This is a genomic window from Arthrobacter sp. MAHUQ-56 (assembly GCF_019710585.1).
GTDB lineage: Bacteria > Actinomycetota > Actinomycetes > Actinomycetales > Micrococcaceae > Arthrobacter.
The window spans coordinates 763153-784389 of the sequence record NZ_JAIFZQ010000020.1 but is presented as its reverse complement, the minus strand read 5'-3'; the positions used below and the strand labels follow the sequence as shown (position 1 = coordinate 784389).

At 69.4% G+C, this 21237-nt stretch carries 21 protein-coding genes and 1 riboswitch; of the genes, 6 read left to right on the top strand and 15 right to left on the bottom strand.

Translation table 11 applies throughout. From position 1 onward, the window contains the following. Window positions 1–52 precede the first annotated feature (52 nt). The 10 genes from hemL to hemE all read right to left on the bottom strand — a co-directional run bounded on the left by hemL (window position 53) and on the right by hemE (window position 11010). Window positions 53–1384 (bottom strand): glutamate-1-semialdehyde 2,1-aminomutase, encoded by a 1332-nt coding sequence (gene hemL, locus K4G53_RS16060; protein WP_221386633.1) that lies wholly within the window; start codon window positions 1382–1384, stop codon window positions 53–55. 32 nt (window positions 1385–1416) lie between these two features. Next, on the bottom strand, window positions 1417–2490 hold the full coding sequence (locus tag K4G53_RS16055) for an LLM class flavin-dependent oxidoreductase (RefSeq protein ID WP_221386632.1): 1074 nt from the start codon (window positions 2488–2490) through the stop codon (window positions 1417–1419). After that, window positions 2487–3470 carry a porphobilinogen synthase gene (gene hemB, locus K4G53_RS16050; protein ID WP_221386631.1) on the bottom strand — a complete coding sequence of 328 codons (984 nt, stop codon included), beginning with the start codon at window positions 3468–3470 and terminating at the stop codon, window positions 2487–2489. Before hemB ends, K4G53_RS16055 begins: the two co-directional genes overlap by 4 nt. 63 nt (window positions 3471–3533) lie before the next feature. Further along, window positions 3534–4400, bottom strand: coding sequence for a uroporphyrinogen-III synthase (locus K4G53_RS16045; RefSeq protein WP_221386630.1), 867 nt, complete (start codon window positions 4398–4400; stop codon window positions 3534–3536). 7 nt (window positions 4401–4407) lie between these two features. Continuing rightward, window positions 4408–5406 (bottom strand): hydroxymethylbilane synthase, encoded by a 999-nt coding sequence (gene hemC, locus K4G53_RS16040; RefSeq protein ID WP_221386629.1) that lies wholly within the window; start codon window positions 5404–5406, stop codon window positions 4408–4410. Further along, window positions 5403–6665, bottom strand: coding sequence for a ferrochelatase (locus tag K4G53_RS16035; RefSeq protein ID WP_221386628.1), 1263 nt, complete (start codon window positions 6663–6665; stop codon window positions 5403–5405). The genes hemC and K4G53_RS16035 overlap by 4 nt, the downstream gene beginning before the upstream one ends. Continuing rightward, on the bottom strand, window positions 6662–7363 hold the full coding sequence (gene hemQ / locus K4G53_RS16030; protein WP_221386627.1) for a hydrogen peroxide-dependent heme synthase: 702 nt from the start codon (window positions 7361–7363) through the stop codon (window positions 6662–6664). Before hemQ ends, K4G53_RS16035 begins: the two co-directional genes overlap by 4 nt. Window positions 7364–7476: 113 nt before the next feature. Beyond that, window positions 7477–8343 carry a hypothetical protein gene (locus tag K4G53_RS16025; RefSeq protein ID WP_221386626.1) on the bottom strand — a complete coding sequence of 289 codons (867 nt, stop codon included), beginning with the start codon at window positions 8341–8343 and terminating at the stop codon, window positions 7477–7479. Window positions 8344–8450: 107 nt separating this feature from the next. Next, window positions 8451–9911: a protoporphyrinogen oxidase gene (gene hemG / locus K4G53_RS16020; RefSeq protein ID WP_221386625.1), complete on the bottom strand. Its 1461-nt coding sequence runs from the start codon at window positions 9909–9911 to the stop codon at window positions 8451–8453. Window positions 9912–9915: 4 nt separating this feature from the next. After that, window positions 9916–11010 carry a uroporphyrinogen decarboxylase gene (hemE, locus tag K4G53_RS16015; protein ID WP_221386624.1) on the bottom strand — a complete coding sequence of 365 codons (1095 nt, stop codon included), beginning with the start codon at window positions 11008–11010 and terminating at the stop codon, window positions 9916–9918. Between the two features lie 159 nt (window positions 11011–11169). Between hemE and K4G53_RS16010 the strand changes: the two genes are divergently transcribed. Then, window positions 11170–12489, top strand: a complete 1320-nt coding sequence (locus tag K4G53_RS16010; RefSeq protein ID WP_221386623.1) for a glutamyl-tRNA reductase — start codon at window positions 11170–11172, stop codon at window positions 12487–12489. Between the two features lie 80 nt (window positions 12490–12569). Here K4G53_RS16010 and moeB read toward each other — a convergent pair whose 3' ends face one another. Further along, a complete protein-coding gene (moeB, locus tag K4G53_RS16005) occupies window positions 12570–13769 on the bottom strand; it encodes a molybdopterin-synthase adenylyltransferase MoeB (RefSeq protein WP_221386622.1) in 1200 nt (399 codons plus the stop codon). An 84-nt stretch (window positions 13770–13853) separates the two neighbouring features. Between moeB and K4G53_RS16000 the strand changes: the two genes are divergently transcribed. The 3 genes from K4G53_RS16000 to K4G53_RS15990 are packed head-to-tail and all read left to right on the top strand — an operon-like array spanning window position 13854 to window position 15129. Continuing rightward, entirely contained in the window at window positions 13854–14519 is a 666-nt protein-coding gene (locus K4G53_RS16000) for a TetR/AcrR family transcriptional regulator (protein ID WP_221386621.1), read from the top strand. 49 nt (window positions 14520–14568) lie between these two features. Further along, entirely contained in the window at window positions 14569–14793 is a 225-nt protein-coding gene (locus K4G53_RS15995) for a DUF3107 domain-containing protein (protein ID WP_221386620.1), read from the top strand. 33 nt (window positions 14794–14826) lie between these two features. After that, on the top strand, window positions 14827–15129 hold the full coding sequence (locus K4G53_RS15990) for a hypothetical protein (protein ID WP_221386619.1): 303 nt from the start codon (window positions 14827–14829) through the stop codon (window positions 15127–15129). A gap of 69 nt (window positions 15130–15198) precedes the next feature. Here the strand turns inward: K4G53_RS15990 and K4G53_RS15985 are convergent, their stop codons facing one another. From K4G53_RS15985 to thiO, 3 genes are all read right to left on the bottom strand, one after another. Beyond that, window positions 15199–16017 (bottom strand): thiazole synthase, encoded by an 819-nt coding sequence (locus K4G53_RS15985; protein ID WP_221386618.1) that lies wholly within the window; start codon window positions 16015–16017, stop codon window positions 15199–15201. Window positions 16018–16021: 4 nt separating this feature from the next. Then, entirely contained in the window at window positions 16022–16258 is a 237-nt protein-coding gene (gene thiS, locus K4G53_RS15980; RefSeq protein ID WP_221386617.1) for a sulfur carrier protein ThiS, read from the bottom strand. After that, window positions 16255–17529: a glycine oxidase ThiO gene (gene thiO / locus K4G53_RS15975; RefSeq protein ID WP_221386616.1), complete on the bottom strand. Its 1275-nt coding sequence runs from the start codon at window positions 17527–17529 to the stop codon at window positions 16255–16257. The genes thiS and thiO overlap by 4 nt, the downstream gene beginning before the upstream one ends. Further along, window positions 17522–17640: riboswitch (TPP riboswitch) on the bottom strand. Its footprint overlaps the gene before it by 8 nt. Before the next feature lie 27 nt (window positions 17641–17667). On the opposite strand from thiO, the gene thiE reads away from it, so the two are divergent. Beyond that, window positions 17668–18351, top strand: a complete 684-nt coding sequence (gene thiE, locus K4G53_RS15970) for a thiamine phosphate synthase (RefSeq protein WP_221386615.1) — start codon at window positions 17668–17670, stop codon at window positions 18349–18351. 39 nt (window positions 18352–18390) lie between these two features. Continuing rightward, window positions 18391–19893 (top strand): RNB domain-containing ribonuclease, encoded by a 1503-nt coding sequence (locus K4G53_RS15965; RefSeq protein WP_221386614.1) that lies wholly within the window; start codon window positions 18391–18393, stop codon window positions 19891–19893. A gap of 4 nt (window positions 19894–19897) precedes the next feature. On the opposite strand, the gene K4G53_RS15960 is transcribed toward K4G53_RS15965, so the two are convergent. Further along, window positions 19898–21178, bottom strand: a complete 1281-nt coding sequence (locus K4G53_RS15960) for an MFS transporter (RefSeq protein ID WP_260323626.1) — start codon at window positions 21176–21178, stop codon at window positions 19898–19900. Window positions 21179–21237: the final 59 nt, after the last annotated feature.

The following is a 21237-nucleotide window of genomic DNA, read 5'->3' as shown; positions in this document are numbered from 1 at the left end:
CCATCAAGGCTCGCGCCTGCGAACAAGCTTAGGAAAGCGGACGACGGCGGCCCTAGCCCTGGGCGGCAGCGGCAGCCCTGGCGGCGGCCGGCAGCGCGTCGTAGATCCGGTTCATGGCGTCGTCGTCGTGCGCGGCCGAGAGGAACCAGGCCTCGAAGACCGACGGCGGCAGGTACACGCCGGACTCCAGCATGGAGTGGAAGAACGGTGCGTAGCGGAACGCCTCCTGCGCCTGGGCGTCGGCGTAGTTGTGGACACCGCGGGCCGATGTTCCGAATGCCACCGAGAAGAGGTTTCCGGCGAACTGGATGGAGTGGTCCACCCCCGCAGCGTCCAGCGCGTTGGACAGCGCCGAGGAGAGTTCCAGCGACCGGACATCGATGAAGGAGTAGACGTCGCGGGTGGCATGGGTCAGCGTGGCGACGCCCGCGGCCATGGCTACCGGGTTGCCGGACAGCGTTCCCGCCTGGTACACCGGGCCGGTGGGCGCGAGGTGGTCCATGACGTCGGCACGTCCGCCAAGGGCCGCCGTCGGCATGCCGCCGCCGATGACCTTGCCGAAGGTAAGCAGGTCCGGGGTCCAGGGATCGTCGGAGTCCGGCGCGCCGCCGGTGAGGCCCCAGTAGCCGGAGTAGCCGGTACGGAAACCGGTGAGCACTTCGTCGACGATGAGCAGGGCGCCGTGCTCGCGGGTGATGCGGGCAAGGCCGGCGTTGAAGCCTTCGGCCGGGGTGACGACACCCATGTTGGCGGGCGCGGCTTCGGTGATGACGGCCGCGATGTTGGGTCCGTGCGAGGCGAAGGCTTCCTTGACGGCCTGCAGGTCGTTGTAGGGCAGCACCAGCGTTTCGGCGGCGGTGGCCTCGGTGACGCCGGCGGAGCCGGGCAGTGCGAGGGTGGCCACGCCCGAGCCGGCGGCGGCGAGCAGCCCGTCCAGGTGTCCGTGGTAGCAGCCGGCGAACTTGATGATGAGGTTTCGCCCGGTGAATCCGCGGGCCAGCCGGACGGCGGTCATGGTGGCCTCGGTGCCGGTGGAGACCATGCGGAGGCGTTCGACGGCGGGGACGCGTTCCTGGACGAGGGCGGCCAGGTTGGCCTCGTCGGGTGTGGAGGCGCCGAAGGACAGCCCGCGGTCGACGGCGGCGTGCACGGCGTCCAGGACCGCCGGGTGGGCGTGTCCGAGCAGGGCCGGGCCCCACGAGCAGACGAGGTCGACGTATTCCTTGCCGTCGGCATCCGTCAGGTACGGCCCTTTCGCCGAGACCATGAAGCGCGGTGTTCCGCCCACGGACCCGAAGGCGCGCACCGGCGAGTTGACCCCGCCCGGCATCAGCTGGCGGGCGCGGTCGAAGAGTGCCTCGTTGCGAGGATTGCTGGAAGTCATGGTTCCTATTCTCTCAGGTAGCGGCCGGCACACTAGCCGGCGAGCAGTTCAGCTACGCGCGGGGCGACGGCGGTGCCGATCAGTTCGATTGAGCGCATCATGGCGGAGTGGGGCAGCGGCCCGTTGCTGTATTTGAGGTCGAAGCGGTCCACTCCGAGGTCGCGCTTGAGCCGAACGATCTTTTGCGCCACCGTTTCGGGCGACCCGACGTACAGGGCGCCTTCCGGGGAGCACAGGGCGTCGAATTCGCCCCGTCCGGCAGGACCCCAGCCGCGCTCGGCCCCGAGCTTGTTCCGCAGCTTCAGCCAGTGCGGGAACAGTTCCTCCCGGGCCTGCTCATCGGTTTCGGCCACGTGGCCCGGCGAGTGGGTGGCGACCTGCTGCATCGGGTGGCCGTACTTGGCCATGGCTTCGCGGTACAGATCCGCCAGTGGCCGGAACCCGCGCGGCTGGCCGCCAATGATGGCAAAGATGATGGGATAGCCGTACTGGGCGCACCGCAGGACCGACTCGGGTGTTCCGCCCACCCCGATCCACGTGGGCAGCAGGTGGTGCTCGAGCGGCGGGAAGACGTCCAGTCCGTGCAGCGCGGGGCGGGTACGGCCCTCCCAGTGCACGGGCTTCTGCGCCCGCACCTTGTCGAACAGTTCCAGCTTCTCTTCGAACAGGAGCTCGTAGTCCGCCAGGTCGAGGCCGAACAGGGGGAAGGATTCGATGAACGATCCGCGGCCGAGCATGACTTCCGCCCGGCCGTTGGAAAGGGCGTCCACGGTGGAGAAGCGCTGGAACACCCGGATGGGATCGTCCGAGCTCAGCACCGTCACCGCCGAGCCCAGCCGGATGCGGGTGGTGCGCGCCGCGGCCGCGGCCAGGAAAACCTCCGGCGCAGACACGGCGTAGTCCTTGCGGTGGTGCTCGCCCACGCCAAAGGCGTGGAGTCCGACGGCGTCGGCCAGCTGGGCCTGTTCCAGCAGCTGGCGCAGGACTTCAGCGGGCGCCTGGGGGCTCCCGTCCGGTTTTTCGCCGATGTCACCGAAGGTGTTGAGGCCGATCAGGATGCGCCCCTCCCCCACCGGGGCGGTGGGGGACGCCGGCACGGTGGTCACCGGGTTTCCTTCAGCCAGCCGGCAAGCTCGGCGGCCCAGTAGGTCAGCACCGTGTGGGCGCCGGCCCTCCGGATGCCCAGGACCGACTCGGTGATGGCGGCGCGGCGGTCGATCCAGCCGTTGGCTGCAGCCGCCTCGATCATCGCGTATTCACCGGAAATCTGGTACGCGGACACGGGCACCGGGCTCATGGCGGCGACGTCCGCCACGATGTCCAGATAGCTCATTGCGGGCTTGACCATGACGATGTCGGCGCCCTCCGCCAGGTCCAGTTCCACCTCGCGCAAGGCCTCGGTGCGGTTGCCGGCGTCCATCTGGTACGTCCGGCGGTCGCCCTTGAGCTGTGAGTCGACCGCTTCACGGAAGGGGCCGTAGAAAGCGGACGCGTACTTCGCGGCGTACGCGATGACGGAGGTGTTGACGTGGCCGGCCGCGTCCAGCGCCGCCCGGATGGCGGCGATCTGCCCGTCCATCATGCCGGAGGGGCCCAGCATGTGGGCGCCGGCGTCGGCCTGGGCGACGGCCATCCGGGCGTAGATCTCCACCGTGCGGTCGTTGTCCACGTAGCCGTCGGCGTCGAGCACTCCGCAGTGCCCGTGGTCGGTGAATTCATCGAGGCAGACATCACTCATCACCACCAGGTCGTCCCCCACCTCCGCGCGCACGTCCCGGATGGCCTTGTTCAGCACGCCGTCCGGGTCGAGGGAAGCAGTGCCTTCGGCGTCGCGCATTTCCGGGATGCCGAACAGCATGATGCCGCCCAGTCCCAGCTCCACGGCCTCGGCCGCGGCCCGTTTGAGGGTATCGGTGGTGTGCTGGACCACGCCGGGCATCGACGTGATGGGGTTCGGTTCCGTGAGTCCCTCGCGGATGAAGGCCGGGAGGATGAGCTCGGCCGGCGACAGCCGGGTCTCGGAGGTCATCCGGCGCATGGCCGGGGTGGTGCGCAGGCGGCGGGGGCGTTGGCTGGGGAAAGTCATGGTCCTGTCCTTCGTGGTTCAGGGAATCGGGGTGTGTTGCCGTTGGAAACTGCCTGCGCGCCGTCAGAGCGGGTTCAGGGCCCTGGCGACGGCGGCCACCAGCCCTTCCGGCGTGGGCTCAGCCGCCACGGCGGCCACCGGAAGGCCAAGCGCGGTGGCCTGGTCCGCCGTCGAACGTCCTATGGCCACCAGCCTGCAGGCGGACAGCGGGGCGAGGCCGGAGATCCGGCGCACGGCACTCGGCGAAGCGGCAATGACGGCGTTGATGCGGCCAGCCCGGATGTCCGCTGCTGCCGTTTCCGGCGTCAGGAGGGAGTACGACGGCGGCTGGCCGCCGTCGTGGGCGTCCTCCATGGGCACGGCGAGCCGCCGCTCCGCTGCCGCCGGGTAGTCCACCGTCCGGTAGGCGGTCACCGCGGTCACCGCGCTGCCGGCGGCTGACATGCCCTCGGCCAGGGCGGGTGCGGCGATGTCCGCCTGGGGCAGGAGGACTTTGCCCCCGCCCGGCCAGACCGCGAGGAGCCCGGCGGCGGACTGTTCACCGGCCGGGGCCAGCGCCACGGACAGGCCTTCGGCTTCCAGCAGCCGTCGCGTGGCCGGTCCGATGGCCGCGATCCGGGTGGCGGCGGGAACCAGCTGGCCCAGGCCGAGGCCCCGTTCCTTCGCCTTGCCGGTCAGCACGTGGATGGTGGTGGCGCTGCTGGCCACCAGCCAGTCAAAGGCTCCCGCTGCCAGGGCGTCGCAGGCGACGTCCAGCGCGTGCTGGTCCGGGGCCCGCTCGAAGTCGATGAGCGGCAGCAGGACCGGCTTGGCGCCGGCCGCGGACAGCGCCTCCACCAGCGCTGCCGAACGCTCCGGACTGCGCGTGACGAGGACCCGCGCCCCGCTGAGCGGGGCGCCGGATCCGGGCCTGCGGGAGGGCTCTGCCATCGTCGGGTCAGGACGCCTGGAGGTCCGCGATGCCGGCGGCACCGGCGGCCAGGAGGACTTCGGCCAGTTCGATGCCCAGGAGGGTGGCGCCCACTTCCGTCAGGCCGTCCGTGGCGCGCTTGTCCCGGACCGTGGCAGCGCCGTCGACGGCGCACACCACGGCTTCAAGGTGCAGCATGCTGCCCTTGCGGTAGGCGTAGGCCCCCACCGGAGCGGCGCAGCCCGCTTCGAGCCGCGCCAGCAGGGCGCGCTCCGCCGTGACGGCCAGGCGGGTGTCGGGGTCGTCCAGCGCTGCCAGCGCCTGGGCCAGGACCCCGCGGGATCCTTCGGCGGAACCCGGCCTGGGGGGCGCGTCGGCAGTGCGGCATTCAATGGCCAGCGATCCCTGGCCGGCAGCGGGAAGCATCACGTCGGTTTCCAGGTACTCACTCACGGCGTCCAGCCGGCCGATCCGCTCCAGGCCGGCGGCGGCCAGCACCACGGCGTCCAGGTCGCACGACTTGCCGGGGACCACGTCCTCCGTGGTGTTACCCGGAAGCCCGGGAACACGGCCGAGGCGGGTGTCCACGTTGCCGCGGATGTCCACGATGTCCAGGTCCGCGCGGGCAGCACGCAGCTGGGCAGCCCGGCGCGGGGAACCCGTTCCCACTTTGGCGCCGGCGGGCAGGTCGGCAAGCTTGAGCCCGTCCCGCGCGCACAGGACGTCGCGGACATCCACCCGGCGCGGCGTCGCTGCAAGGCTAAGGCCGACGGCGGCGCCCGTGGGCAGGTCCTTCAGGGAGTGAACGGCGACGTCGCACTCGTCACGCAGCAGTGCGTCGCGCAGGGCGGCGACGAAGACGCCGGTGCCGCCCATCTGGGACAGCGATCCGGTGAGGACGTCGCCGTCGGTCCTGATATGGACCAGCTCAACCGGGAAGCCACCGACGGCACCCAGCTGGTCGGCCGTCTGCTGGGTCTGGGTCAGCGCAAGCTTGCTGGCACGGGTACCAATCCGGACGGTCACGGCTGGACCGTCTCCCCGGCCGCGCCGGAGGAAGCACCCATGCCGGGCGGGTAGGGGTCGTGGCCGGTGCCCACGGTGGTGTCTGCCCCTGCGATGGTGGGCTTCTCGCCCCGGAAGTTGGCGCAGCATCCCGGACGGCAGACGTCATACCAGGGGCCGAGGTCCGTGAGGGCTGGCCGGTCGCTGATGTTGTTGGCCACCGTCCGCTCGCAGATCAGGTCCACCAGGCCTTCGACGAACTTCCGGTGGGTGCCGGGCGTGGGGACCCGCGTGGCGGCGAGGCCGAGGTTGGCGCAGGTCTCCATGGCTTCGGTATCCAGGTCCCAGACGACTTCCATGTGGTCGCTGACAAAGCCGAGGGGAACAATGACGATGCCCTTCACGCCCTGGCCGGCCAGTTCCTCGATGGCGTCGTTGATGTCCGGTTCCAGCCACGGCACGTGCGGAGCGCCCGAGCGGGACTGGTACACCAGGGACCAGGGCGCCGTCAGCCCGGATTCCTCCGCGACCCGGTCGATCACGGCGGCGGCGTTGGCGAGGTGCTGCGCCACGTAGGCCGAGCCTTCCTCGAACTCGCGCGGCTCGCCCTCGGACCGGCCTGCAGCTTCTGCGTCCCGGGTGGGGATGGAGTGGGTGGCAAACAGGATGTGCACGGGAGCGTCCGGCGTTCCGGCTTCGGCGAGCTTGGCACGGACATCGGCGAGCCCGGCAGCGGTTCCCTCGACGAACGGCTCCACGAAACCGGGGTGGTCGAAATACTGGCGGACCTTGTCCACCTCCAGCTTGCCGTCCAGGCCGGTTTCCGTCAGCGCCATGCCGATGTCCTCGCGGTACTGGCGGCAGCTGGAGTAACAGGAGTAGGCACTCGTGGTGAGCATGAGTACCCGGCGGTGTCCGGCGTCGTACGCCTCCTGCAGTGTCTGCGGGATGTACGGGGCCCAATTGCGGTTGCCCCACAGCACCGGAAGGTCGATGCCGCGGGCCGCCAGTTCGGCCTCCAGGGCAGCCTTGAGCTCCCTGTTCTGCTGGTTGATGGGGCTGATGCCGCCGTTGGCGCGGTAGTGGTGGGAAACTTCCTCAAGCCGCTCGTCCGGGATGCCCCGGCCGCGGGTGACATTGCGGAGGAACGGGATCACGTCCTCCTGGCCCTCCGGGCCGCCGAAGGAGGCGAGCAGGACGGCGTCGTATTCCTTGGGGGCCATGCGGCCGGCCTCGGTGACGGGGTTGACGGCCGGGGCCTGGGGGTCCAGCGGGCTCATGCGAGGACCTCGGCAACTTCGTCGGCGGTGATCCGGCGGCCGGTGTAGAAGGGGATCTCCTCGCGGACGTGGTTGCGCGCCTCGGTTGAGCGCAGGTGCCGCATCAGGTCCACCAGGTCCACCAGCTCCGGCGCTTCGAGGCCCAGGATCCATTCCCAGTCCCCCAGCGCGAAGGAGGACACGGTGTTGGAGATGACCTGCGGGAAGTCGCGGCCCAGCAGCCCGTGGTCGCGGAGCATCTTGCCGCGCTCCGCCTCCGGCAGGAGGTACCACTCGTAGGAGCGCACGAAGGGGTAGACGCACAGCCACTCGGCGGGAGCCACGCCCCGGGAGTATGCGGGAGTGTGGTTTTTGGCGAACTCAGCCTCGCGGTGGACGCCCATGGCCGACCAGACGATCTCGGTGCCCGCGAAGAGGCTGCTGCGGCGGATGTCCCGGATGGCCTGCTGCAGCGCCTCCGGCTTGGGTCCGTGGAGCCACACCATGACGTCGGCATCGGCGCGCATGGCGGAAACATCGTAGCTGCCCCGGTGCGTTACCCCGGCCTCGGCGAGGCGCGCGAGCAGCGCTTCGAAATCGGCGGCGGCGTCGGCACTGCGCACCACCGGCTGCGACCGCTTGAATACCGTCCAGAGGGTAAAGAACTGCTCGGCTGATTCTTCGGTTTTAGTGACAGATTCGGCAGAAGTGTGGCTCATGGTTACAAGTTTGCCCCTTCGCTACCCCCAAGTCGAAACCGAAAACTTCTACAACTCGTAGAAGTGATTAAAGTCACCGCACTCCCCGATTCGCCCCGGCGCCGGGACGCCCGTCACCAGGGCCTGCGGAGGCGGAAGAACACCAGGCCGGCGGCGGTCCCAACCCCCACGAGTCCAACGCCCAGCCAGACCATCGCGTCCGGCAGCCCGGCGATCGTGGCCGTGGATGAGACGGCGCTGCGGCCACCGGCCGGCACTCCGGCAGCCTGCGGCGTTTGGGCGGGATGCGGCTGTCGCGCGAACGCCGTCGGCAGGGCCGTGCCTGCAGTGCCCGTAACCACCGGGGAGGCTGAGCCGGCCCCCGCTGCCGTGCCCGCTTCGTCGCCTTCAGACGGCGCGCCGGGGACTGCCGTTGCCGGTCCCGCCTGCGTTCCAGCGCCGGGTGCCGGGGCTGCGGGGGCGGGGACCGCGTCGCCCGGGGACTGGGCCGCGGCGGCAGCCGTCGGGATGGCCTGGGCCGCGGCGGGCGGCGTGGGAGCGGTTGCCGGAGCCGGGGCTGCCGGAGCGGCGGAACCCGGCGACGAGGTGGGCGCCGCGGTCGGAGTGCCGGGCGCGGGGGACGTGCTGGAGAGTGAGGGAAGCGGAAGGTCCGGGAGGGGCAGTGTGATCGCCAGGGAGGGCTCGGAGGCCGCTGCGGTGGCCTGGCCCGTCGTCGTACCGGCAGCGAGGGAAGCTTTGACCGCCGGAAGCAGCGGCCCTGGCACGGAGAGGCTGGCACGCGGAACCGGCTGCGGCCTGCCGGAAGCCTGCGCCGCCGGATCGCGGGGCGGAGACGTTGCATCGTCGGCGAAGGACGCCGGAACGCCGGTGGAAAGAACCAGTACCGCTCCAACGGCCGCAGCTGCGGTGCCGCGTCGGAGCCCCCCATGGATACCGGTCCGGGACATGGAAAGCTCGGACCTGTGTTGAACCATAGTCATCGACACTATCCAGACCGCAGGCCCGATTGAAAACCGGCGGACCCGCCCCAGGGGTCCTCCGGCACAGCCTGCAGCCGTGCATTTGTCGGGCTGACCTGCAGCGATGCTCAGCCGGCGAGCAAATCCCGGATTTGTTCCCGCGTGTCGGCCACCACAGCGGCCAGGCCATTGCCGGCAACCCAGCCTCCGACGACGGCCAGGCTGCCGGCCGCAGCGCAGGCCCGCCGGATGTCCGCCACCCGGGCACGGTGTCCGACGGCGGCGAAAGGCAGCGACCCGCGCCACCGCACAACGTCCCAGCCGAGCACGTCGTCGGCCCCGAGGCGGACGTCCAGCAGCGCAGAAGCGTCCCGCAGTGCTGCCGCCTGCAGCTCATCGTCCGTTTCCGGCCCGCGGGCCTGCGCCGCGGCGCCATCCACCCTGCCGTAGGAAAGCCGCACCACGTGGCGACCGGGTCCTGCGGCAGCCGCCAGCCAGTCCCACTTCCCGGTGGCATGCGTCAGCGCCTTCGCCTCGATGCCGGGCGTCTGCGGCGCCACCAGGATTCCGGTTCCACGCGGGCGCCGGTCCAGCTCCGGCTTGTCCAGCACCAGGGTCACAAGCTTGACGTCGGGTCCCGGCGAGGGCTTCTTCCCCGCGATGGCGGGAACGGCGCCCTCAAGCAGTCCGACGGCGGCCGGACCGTCGACGGCGACCACCAGCAGGGCGGCGTCGAAGGTCCTTCCCGCGGCGGTGACCTGCCAGCCTGATGGCGTGCGCGTGGCCGACGTGGCCTCGGTTCGCGTCAGCAGCGTGACGTCCCTGCCACGGAGGTCCGCCACCAGGGCGCTGACCAGCGTGTGCATGCCGCCTTCGAGGCCTGCGACGGCGGAGCCGGCTTTGGCCGGCTGGCCCGCCGGGGCTGCGGGAGCGTTGCTTGCGGCACTGGCAGACCGGCGGCGTTGCGCGGAAACGGCGGCAGCGAGGGAGCGGTGTTGCTGCAGCCCTGCGCGCAGGCCCGGGGCCACCATGTCGATGTCGAGCAGGGCCGGGTCGGCGGAATGGACGCCACCCACCACCGGGGAGACCAGCCGTTCCAGCACGCGGGTTCCCATCCTCGCCCTGACCAGGGCGGAGACACTGGTGACCTCGCCGCCCGCTCCCACGGAGGCGGGCAGGATCCTGTCCAGGGAGGCCCGCAATGCTCCCAGCACGCCGAGGGAACGGCGGACCTCGGGGTCCCAGGGGTTGGCGGGAATACCGAGCACTCCGGTCTTGGGGAGTTCGCGCGGGCCTTCGGGAAGCTGCACCCAGGCCCCGCCCGGCCGGGGCGCGACGATCTTGTCCGCAAGGCCCAGTTCGGCGGCAAGGCCGGAGACGGCGTCGGACCGCGTGGCGAAGGATTCGGCACCACTGTCCAGGGTGAGGCCGGCCACCTCGTGGCTTCCCACGCAGCCGCCCCACTCCGTGCCGGCTTCCAGCACCGTCACCGGATGGCCTGCCGCGGCAAGCCCGCGGGCAGACAGCAAGCCGGAGATCCCGCCCCCCACAACGATTGCCGGGCCAGGCCTGGCCGCGGAGGTGCCCACCGGACTACTCCGGCGAGATCGAGTGGATCAGTTCGACCACGCGCGTCAATACGGCGGGGTCCGTTTCCGGCGGCACTCCGTGCCCCAGGTTCAGGACGTGGCCCGGGGCCCCGGATCCGGCGACGATCACGTCCCGCACATGCGCTTCCAGGATGTCCCAGGGAGCAGCCAGCAAAGCGGGGTCGATGTTGCCCTGCAGCGGCACCGTCCCACCCAGGCGGCGGTTGGCTTCGTCCAGCGGCAGCCGGTAATCCACGCCCACCACGTCCACGCCGACGTCGCGCATGGCAACGAGCAGTTCGGAGGTGCCGGTGCCGAAGTGGACCAGCGGGGCACCGAGGTGCCGGACGTGGTCCAGGGCCCGGGTGGAGGCCGGTGCGACGTATTTCGTGTAGTCCGCCAGGCCGAGCGAGCCGGCCCAGGAGTCAAAGAGCTGGCCGGCTGACGCGCCGGCCTCAAGCTGCGCCTGGAGGAACATGCCGGAAGCGTCCGCGGCCCAGTTGGCCAGGGCGGCCCAGGTCTCCGGGTCTGCATGCATCATGGTGCGGGGGCCAAGGTGGTCGCGGGACGGCTTGCCTTCGACCATGTAGGCCGCAAGGGTGAACGGTGCACCGGCGAAACCGATCAGCGGGGTCTTGCCCAGTTCGGCCACGGTGAGGCGGACCGCTTCGCGGATCGGTTCCAGCGCCTCCCATGTCAGCTGTGGCAGGGCGGCGACGTCAGCCGCGGTGCGCACGGGCTTGTCCAGCACCGGTCCCACGCCCGGCACGATGTCCACCCCGACGCCGGCCAGCTTCAGGGGGATGACGATGTCGGAGAAGAAGATCCCGGCGTCCACATCATGGCGGCGCACGGGCTGGAGCGTGATCTCCGAAGCCAGTTCCGGCCGGAGGCAGGAGTCCAGCATGGCAATGCCTTCGCGCACCTTCAGGTATTCCGGCAGCGACCGGCCGGCCTGGCGCATGAACCAGACGGGACGGCGGGAGGGCTTGCCCCCGCGGTAGGCCGTGATCAGCGGGGAATCCGCGGTGCGGCCATCCAGCAGCGGGTGGTCGGCGGCAAGGGTGCCGGCAGCGGAGACGGCGGGGCTAGGAGTCATGCTTTTGATTGTGCCGAAAAAGAGCTGCAAAAGATAACGACAACGTGTCTGCCCAGGCCCGGCCATGGAACCCGTGGCAGGAATCACAGCCATAACCGGCCGCCGGCGCGGCCGGGGGGTTGTTCTACCAAGGTGCGAAAAAGCTATGATTGGTCTGCTGTGGTTCTTTTCTCATTGGTGGCTACACACGCCGACATCGACCTTGAAACCGTCGCTCAGTTGAGCAACGGTTCCTCCGGCATTGCCGCATCCGCGCTGACGGAATCCCCGGCAGTGGCGGGCGCCGTGGTCCTGGCCACCTGCAACCGTTACGAAATTTACGGGGAAGCCCGCAACGCGGACGACGTCGAGGCCGCACGGGCGGCGCTCGTGGCCCGCATCAGCGAGGCCAGCGGACTGGCCGAGCCCCTCGTATCGCGTTCCTTCAGTACCCGCACCGGGTCGGAAGTGACCCAGCACCTGTTCGCCGTGAGCGCGGGCCTGGATTCCGCCGTCGTGGGTGAACGCGAGATTGCCGGCCAGGTGCGGCGGGCCCTGATCACCGCCCAGCACGAAGGCACCGCCAGCTCCGGGCTGGTCCGGCTGTTCCAGGCCGCTTCCAAGACGGCCAAGGATGTCGGCGCCCAGACCGCCCTCGGTTCCCGCGGCCTTTCGATTGTTTCCGTGGCGCTGGACCTCGCAACCGACCTGTCCGAGAACGCCGACTGGTCCGCCAAGAAGGTGGTGGTCTTCGGGACCGGCGCCTACGCCGGCGCCACCATGGCGCTGCTGCGCGAACGCGGCTGCACGGACATCTCCGTCTTCTCCTCCTCCGGACGGGCCGAAGGCTTCGTGGCAACCCGGGGCGGCACAGCCCTGGACACCGAGTCGCTGCGGCCCGCCGTCGCAGCGGCCGACGTAATGATCGGCTGCAGCGGTTCCGATACCCGGGTGGAGGCCGACGAACTGGCCCAGGTGCGCGCGAACTCCCAGCAGCCCCTGATAGCCATCGACCTCGCCCTCACCCACGACTTCGACCCCGCGGTGGGCGAACTGGACGGCGTCGAGCTGCTGACCCTCGAGTCCGTGCGACTCGCGGCGCCCCAGGAGCAGGCGGAATCCCTGGCCCAGGCGAGCGGCATCGTCAAGGGCGCTGCAAAGGCGTTCGAGCAGGAGCGCGAAGCCCGGTCCGTGGACTCTGCCATCGTTGCCCTGCGCCGCCACACGATGAACGTGCTGGACGCGGAAATGGAAAAGGTCCGTGCCCGCCACGGGTGCACCGCCGCCGCCGAGGAAGTCGAGTTCGCGCTGCGCCGGATGGTCAAGCAGTTGCTGCACGTGCCCACGGTGCGCGCCCGCGAGCTCGCCGCCAACGGACAGCAGGACGACTATGTGGCCGCCCTCGAGGCCCTGTATGGCATCACGGTGGAGCAGCCCGCTCCCTCCGCCGCCGCAGCGGCCGAGTGCCCGGTGGACCACCAAGGCCGCGAAACCGCCTGACCCGCCAAAACCCCCGTTGCTCTATCAGATATGGCTCCTAAACCACCGGTTTGGGAGCCATATCTGATAGAGCAAGCACGTCAGTAGACGGGCTTTTGCGGTTCGACGTCGCGCACCCAGGCCAGGATGCCGCCGTCGAGATGGCTGACCCTTTCGTAGCCGGCCTGACGCGCGGCCGCCAGCACGTTCGCTGAACGCGTCCCCGCCTTGCAGTGGAAGACGATGTCCCGGTCCTGCGGGAGTTCGTTCCACGCCTCCCCCGCCAGGATCCGTCCCTGCGGGATGAGCTTCGCGCCATCGATCCGGACGATGTCGTATTCGCCGGCTTCCCGAACATCCACCAGCTCGAAGTCCTTCAGCCCGGCCTTCCGGGACGCCAGCATGGTGGCCAGCTGCGTGGCCGTCACGGTGTGTTCCTTGTCTGTGGCGGCTTCCGGTGCGATCCCGCAGAACGCTTCGTAATCGGTCAGCTCGGTGATGGGTTCCGCGGCGGGGTCCTTGGACACGCGGATCTCGCGCCAACTGCCACCCAGGGCGTCAAAAAGTGCCACCCGGCCCAACAGGGAACGCCCGACGCCGGTGATCAGCTTCACTGCCTCGGTCACCATGAGCGATCCCACGGCGGCGCACAGCATGCCGAACACGCCGCCCTCGCCGCAGGAGGGCACGGAACCGGCAGGCGGGGCCTCCGGGTACAGGTCCCGGTACGTGGGGCCGTGCTTCTCCCAGAAGACGCTGACCTGGCCGTCGAAACGGAAGATGGAACCCCACACGTAGGGCTTGCCCAGGATGGCGGCGGCGTCATTCACCAAATACCTCGTGGCAAAGTTGTCGGCCCCGTCGAGGATCAGGTCGTAGCCGGCGAACAGGTCCAGGGCGTTGGATGCGTCCAGCCGGACGTTGTGCAGCCGGACGTCCACCAGGGGATTCAGCACGGCGATCGCGTCGCGGGCGGATTCGATCTTGGGCCGGCCAACGTCGCTGACGCCGTGGATCACCTGGCGCTGCAGGTTGCTGAGGTCAACGGTGTCATCATCGACGATGCCCAGTGTCCCCACGCCGGCTGCAGCCAGGTACAGGAGGGCGGGCGAACCCAGGCCACCGGCACCGATGACGAGCACTTTGGCGTTCTTGAGCCGCCGTTGGCCGAGCGCGCCGATTTCAGGAATGATCAAGTGGCGCGAATACCGTTCGACCTCTTCGGGGCTGAGTTCCCCGGCAGGTTCCACCAGCGGATCCAGGGACAGGGTTGAAACATTTGCGGTGAAAGACGAAGCCATACTTCAATGTATGCCCCGGGATGCTGCCGGGTCATATTACCCCGCAGTAAAGTGAAGGTAACTGCAATGGAAAGAAGGATAACTGTGGTCCCTGAAGCACGGGCTGACCGCCCGCCCGCAGCCGAACCGCAAACTCCCTCCCGCCCCGCAGGCCAACGGTCCGCCCGGCTACCCCGGGACGAACGGCGCGCGCAGCTTCTCTCCGCAGCGCAGGAGGTCTTCGTGGCCAACGGTTACCACGGCGCGGCCATGGACGAGATTGCCGAAACGGCCCATGTCAGCAAACCGGTGCTTTACCAGCACTTCCCGTCCAAACGCGAGCTGTACCTTGCCCTGCTGGAAAGCCACCTCGCCTCGCTGACCGAGCTGATGCTCGGCGCCCTGAACTCCACCACCGACAACGACGAACGCGTGCAGGCCGTGATGCGTGCCTACTTCCGTTTCATCGCCAGTGACGACCAGGCGCACCGCCTGGTGTTCGAATCGGACCTGATCAACGACCCCGATGTCAGCTCGCGGCTGGAAACCTTCAACCGGACATTTGCCGATGCCATTGCACGCGTGATCGCAGAAGACACCAAACTCCCCCACATTGAAGCGGCACTCCTGGGCCGGGGTTTGGCCGGCATGGCGCAGGTCAGTGCGCGGTACTGGCTCGAAACGGACGGGAATCTCGACCTGGATGTGGCCAGCGACCTCATCTACCGTTTAGCTTGGCGCGGAATCTCTCGCTTCCCCAAAGAGTCCTAGACTACAAATAAGACATCATCAACCGCATTGACTGGCTGGGAGGCCCCCTTTGGAAATTAAGATCGGCGTTCAGAATGTGGGCCGGGAAATCGTGCTGGAATCGACGCAGGACGCGGAGACCGTGGCCAAGGTTGTCGGCCACGCAATCAGCGAAGGAAACGAACTGCGGCTGAAGGATGACAAGGGACGCCTGATCATTGTTCCGGGAAATGCCTTGGCGTACGTGGAGATCGGCGCCGAAGAGGTGCGGCGCGTAGGCTTCGGCCAGTTCTAGTCCGGCCGCCGGCACGTTCCTGCAAGGAGATCCATGCTTTCGCTGACCATTGTGGTGCTGGCCACCGTTGCCGCGGGTTTTATTGTCTGGGCCAATGACAGGCGGCATGCCAAGTACGGCGCGGGTGTTGCCGCCGGTGTCGCCGCAGGTGTCGCTGCGTTGACGTGGATCATCCTGGTGGCGGCCGGGTTTGGCTACCTGCCCGGACTGACCTGGCTGCCGTGGGTCCTGCCCGTGGTGCTCGGCACCGCGGCTTCCATCGGCGCCGTCGCCTACCTTGGCCGCACCCGTGCGCGCCACGACATGGAGCGGCTTACTGCCATCCTCCGCCGGTGAACGGGCCGTAATGCGACTGTGGCCACCACCCTTCCCGGGGTGGTGGCCACAGTCGCGTTAAGGCGCGGTTCAGAGGAACTCGGCGCGGCCCTCCATGGCCGACGACGCCAGGGCGTGTTCGCGGCGCGGGATGCGCCCGGCTGCCTTCGCCATGCGCCCGGCAATCACCGCATGCTTGAATGCCTCGCCCATCAGTGCGGGGTTCTGGGCCCGCGTCACGGCAGTGGCCAGCAGCACGGCGTCGCAGCCCAGCTCCATGGCGAGGGCGGCATCGGAGGCCGTGCCGATGCCGGCGTCCAGGACCACCGGCACCGAAGCGCGGGAAACGATGAGCTCGATGTTGTGCGGGTTCAGGATCCCCAGCCCGGTACCGATCGGTGCGCCCAGCGGCATCACCGCGGTGGCGCCAAGGTTTTCCAGCCGCAGTGCCAGCACCGGATCATCGTTGGTGTAGGCAAAGACCTTGAAGCCGCGGTTGACCAGCTGCTCCGTGGCGTCCACGAGTTCGACGGCGTCGGGCAGGAGGGTCTGTTCGTCGGCGATGACCTCCAGCTTCACCCAGTCGGTCTCCAGCGCCTCCCGCGCCAGCTCCGCGGTGAGGACCGCGTCCCGGGCCGTGAAGCAGCCGGCGGTGTTGGGCAGCACCCGGATGTTGTGGTCCACCAGCAGCTGGAACAGCGAGCCGGTCTCGGCCGTGGAATAACGGCGCATTGCCACTGTTGTCAATGCCGTCCCGGAGGCAAGGAGAGCGGCCCCGAGGCCGTCCAGGCTCGGCGCCCCGCCGGTGCCCATGATCAGCCGGGATGCCAGTTCGACGCCGTCGATCACCAGGGCGTCGCCCGGCGCGGCAGCCTGGCCTGCGGGGTTGATGGTGCTGGTTTCGGTCATGGTGTCAGCCTCCCTGTACTGCAGTGACGAGTTCGATGTCGTCGCCGTCGGCGAGCGCCGTGGCGAACCATTGGCTGCGGGGCACCACCTGGGCATTGTGCGCGACGGCGACACCCAGCTTCCTGCCATCAGTCGCCTGGCCGTCGGCCGCGAGCGGACGGCCGGTGACTTGGCTGACGAGCATGGTGATGGACGCGCCGTCCACCACAGTGTGCGGGTTTCCGTTGAGGGTGATGTTCATGCTGTCTCCTTGATGTGGGTGCCGGTGGCCGCCAGTGGCCGCGAGAACCTGTCCGGACTGAACGGGGACCAGCGGGGGTCGGCGGTGCCGTCCAGAAGGTCCCGGCAGATGGCCGCCGCCGCGGGGGTGAGCAGGACGCCGTGGCGGAAGAATCCGGTGGCGATGATGAGGCCGGGAATGTGCGCGCCCGACCCGGCCGGCAAGGGCACCCGGCCCAGCAGCGGGGCGTTGTCCGGCGTTGCGGGACGGGCGCGGGCGGTGCATTCGAGCAGTTCCAGTTCGGCGACGGCCGGCACCAGCGCCTGGGCGTCCCGGAGCAGTTGGTAGACGCCGCCGGCGCTCACCGCATCCGGGAGCGCATCCTCACGTTGGGTGGCTCCGATCACTACGGTTCCGTCCTGGCGGGGAACGATGTACACGGGAAGCCCGTGGACCAGGCCCCGCACCGTTGAGGTCACCAGCGGACGGAGGTGCTGGGGGACGGCGAGGCGGAGGATGTCCCCGTGCACGGGGCGCAGGGGCAGGCGCAGTCCGTCGGGCAGTCCCCCGAGTCCAGGAGCCTGCAGCCCGTTGGCCACCACCGTTTCCGTGGCGTGGATGGTGCCGCCGCCGGCGAGGCGCACACCGGCAACCTTTCCGCCGTCCCACAGCAGCCCGGCGGCCCGGTCCTGCACCGCAAAGCCGTCAGCGGCACCTTCGACCGCAAGTTCGGGGGTCCACGCGGCGGCACCGGCGAGGGCCAGCCGGATTGCGCCCACCAGCCGCCGCGGATCCACTTGGTGGTCGGCCGGGGTGTCCAGGGCGCAGGCAATGCCGGGGCTGAGCAGGGGCTCGCGCCGGCGGGCCTCCCGCACAGTGAGGGGTTCCACTTCCAGGCCGTTGGCCTGCTGCACCCGGCGCAGGTCCATCAGCGCCGCGCGGTCGGCGGCGTCGGCACCCACGGCGAGGGTCGGCGTCGTCAGGTATCCGGAATCCGAACCCGTTGCGGCGGCGACTCCGGCGGCGAAGCCGGGCCAGAGCGAGGATGACTCGAGCATGAGTTCCAGGAGGTCCTCCTCCTGGTAGTGCAGTTCGCTCACCGGCGCCAGCATGCCCGCGGCGGCCCAACTGGCGCCGCTTCCCGGTGCGTCATCCACCAGTACCACCGACCGCCCGGAGCGCTGCGCCTCCCAGGCGATGCCGTGCCCCACCACTCCCCCGCCGATGACGGCAACGCCGGCATGGATCTGGGGATCTTCGGGCCCGGATGAAATGTCGAGGGGAATGCCCATCTGTTTCCTTCCCTACGCCGGTATTAACCGGATCAGGTCAAGCGGTCGGCTCTGACGCCCTCTCAGCCCGGCGCTTTATGACAGCTGCCGCAGGCTCCCGCAGTACCTGCCCAGTTTAGAGGAACTAGGCTTGCACGCATGAATCAGTCCCCCTCATTAATTCCTGCCCTCGATACCGCACGCCTGTACCTCTGCACGGATGCGCGCCGGGACCGCGGTGACTTCGCGGAGTTCGTGGATGCCGCCTTCGCCGGCGGTGTCGACATCATCCAGCTGCGCGACAAGGGCATCGAGGCGGCGGAGGAACTGGACCTCCTGGCGGTCCTGAAGGAGGCCGCACTGCGGCACGGCCGGCTGTGGGCAGTGAACGACCGGGCGGACATCGCGGTGCTGTCCGGGGCGCCGGTGTTCCACATCGGCCAAAAGGATCTTCCGCTGGCTGCCGCCCGCACCCTGGTCAACGGCAATGCCGCCATCGGGCTCTCCAGCCACACCCCCGGGCAGGTGGACGCCGCCCTCGCAGCCACTGCCGGCCCTTCCGGCCTTGACTACTTCTGCGTTGGCCCCGTCTGGGCCACACCCACCAAACCCGGCCGGACCGCCGTCGGCCCCGACCTGGTGAAGTACGCTGCCGAAGCCTCCGCCCAGGCCGGGGACCCGGTGCCCTGGTTCGCCATTGGCGGCATCGATCATGGCAACGTGCACCAGGTGGTGGAAGCCGGCGCGCGCAGGATCGTCGTGGTCCGCGCGATCACGGAAGCTGCCGATCCTGCCGCCGCAGCGGCCTCCCTGCTCGACGCGCTGGACAGCGCCAAGTCCTGAGCCTGCGCTATCGGCGTACTTGGAGATACGCTGAGTTTTGTGTCACACCATCGGCTCGCCCCCAACGTCCACGACCACAAGAATGCCCTTGAGGAAGCGTTGGGTGCGCTCCGGACGGAACTGGAGCTGCCCGGCCCGTACCCGGCAGAAGCCGTGGAAGACGCCGAAGCAGCAGTGGCGTCGCTGCAGCTGCCCTCCTACGACTTGACCGGCGTCGAATTCGTGACCATCGACCCGGCCTCGTCCACGGACCTGGACCAGGCGGTGTTCATCGAACAGGAGGGCACCGGCTACCGGGTGCTGTATGCGATCGCGGACGTGCCGGCGTTCGTTGCCCCCGGAGGTCCGCTCGACGCCGAGACGCGCCGCCGGGGCCAGACCTTCTACGCGCCGGACGGGCGCATCCCGCTGCATCCGGAGGTCATCAGCGAGGGGGCCGGCAGCCTGCTGCCCGGGCAGGAATGTTCCGCTTTCGTCTGGCATTTCGTGCTCGACGGCGACGCGGAGGTTTCCTCGGTGGGCGTCAGGCGTGCGAGGGTCCGCAGCCGCGACAAGCTCAGTTACAAAGGTGCGCAGGCGGCCCTCGACGACGGCAGCGCCCACCCCGTGTTGCATCTGCTGCGCGAGGTGGGCCTCAAGCGGGTGCAACTCGAGCGGGCACGCAACGGCGCCAGCCTGAACATGCCGGAGCAGGAGATCGTCCAGTTGCCCGACGGCGGCTTCCGGATCGACGCCGTCCCCCAGCTTCCCGTCGAGGACTGGAATGCGCAGATTTCGCTGATGACCGGCATGGCGGCCGCGCAAATGATGCTGGCCGGCAAGGTGGGCATCCTGCGCACCATGCCCGCGCCGGACGAGCGGTCCCTGCGGCATTTCCGGCTGCAGACCGAGGTGCTGGGCAGGCCGTGGGACGGGGAAGTGAGCTACGGCGAGTACCTGCGGTCCCTGGACCCCAGGGACCCGCGCCAACTGGCCATCATGCATTCGGCCGGCATGCTGTTCCGGGGTGCCTCCTACACCGCCTTTGACGGGACGGTCCCGGAAGACGCCGTGCAGTCTGCGATTGGCGCCGCCTATGCCCACACCACCGCCCCGTTGCGCCGCCTGGTGGACCGGTTTGTGCTGGTGATCTGTGAGGCGTTGAGCAACGGCGGGGATGTGCCGGCCTGGGCCCGTGAGGCCCTTCCATTATTGCCCGGCATCATGGCAGGTTCAGACCAGCTGGCGTCACGGATGGAGCGGCTGGCACTGGACACAGTGGAGGCTGCGCTCCTGGTGAACCATATCGGGCAGGAGTTCGATGCCATCGTGATCTCCGGCTCAAAGCCGCAAAACGGGAACGGCAACGGGAAGAGCGGGAACGGCAAGAACGGGAACGGCAAGAACGGGAACGGCAACGGCAGTTCGGGGATCATCCAGGTTGCCGAGCCGGCAGTAACCGCCCGCTGTGCCGGCGAACTGGAGTCAGGGACCAAGGTCCGGGTCCGGCTGCTGGCGTCGGACATCACGGCCCGCCAGGTCCACTTCGAACTCGTTCCCTAGCAGGTCAACTGCCTCCCTGGTGGTCGGTACTGCGCATGCGCACCGCGACCACGACGCCGGAGGCTGCGGTCAGGAGGGCGACGGCGGCAGTGGCGGCGGGTATCCCGAAGGCGTCCGCGAGCACTCCCGACAGCAACGCACCCACGGCGAATCCGCCGTCGCGCCACAGCCTGTAGATGCCCACCGAGCGTGCCCGCCACGCGGGGTGTGCCACGTCCCCGATGGCTGCGAGCAGGGTGGGGTACACCATGGCCGTACCGGCACCGAGGAGGATGACGGCTCCCAGCCAGGTGGCAAAGTCCGTGCCGATTGCCACCAGCCCCAGCGCCGCGGCCTGGACCAGCATGCCGGCGGTGATCAGGGATTTCCGCCCGTACCTGTCTGACAGTGCGCCGGTGGCGAGCTGGCCGGCGCCCCATACTGCCGGATAGACGGCGGCGAGGATACCGATCTCGCCCAGGCCCAGCCCGGCTGCGGCGAACAGGACCGGAAACAGGCCCCAGGCCAGTCCGTCGTTGAGGTTGTTGACCAGCCCGGCCTGGCTGGCCGCGGAGAGGGAGCGGTCCTTGAAGCTGGTGAGGGTGAACACCTGGCCCGTGGTGAGCCCGGCGCCCGCATGGCGGTGCGGGCCGGAATGGCGGGAGGCTTCGGTTCTCGCATGGTCGTGGGTCTCCCGCACAGCCAGCACAGTCAGTCCGAGCCCCATGGCAATGTAGGCGGCACCGAGGAGGAAGGGGGCGGGGCGAAGGCCGTAGGTGGATGCAAGGTAGCCGGTGGCCAGCGCGGTGACGGCGACGCCCAGGTAGCCGGCGGCCTCGTTGAAACCCATGGCGAGGCCGCGTTGCCTGGGACCGGCGAGGTCCATTTTCATGATCACGGCAGTGGACCAGGTAAGGCCCTGGCTGATGCCCAGCAGCACGTTGGCCGCGACGATCCAGCCCCAGGACGGGGCGAGGATGAGCATCAGCGGGACGGGGACCGCTGCGAGCCACCCGGCAACGAGGACGGGTTTGCGGCCGCGCCTATCGGACAGGGTGCCCGCGAAGTAGTTGGTCACGGCCTTGGCCAGGCCGAAGGCGAGGATGTAGGTCAGCGCCCCGGTGTACAGGTCAAGGTGGAAGGCTTCGGAGGCAAGCAGGGGCAGGACCGTGCGTTCCTGCCCGAGGGTTCCGCCCACCAGGGCGTTGACCGCCACCAGAAGCATGAACTGGGCCAGGTTTTGCCGCAGGCCCAATATGGCTCCGGCGGGTCCCGCAGTATGGCGCTGTGGGTTCCCGTTTGGCATCGGGGTGCTCCGTCCTGGTCAGTGGGCATGAAGGTGGCCCGGGCGCGCGGGGGACGCGC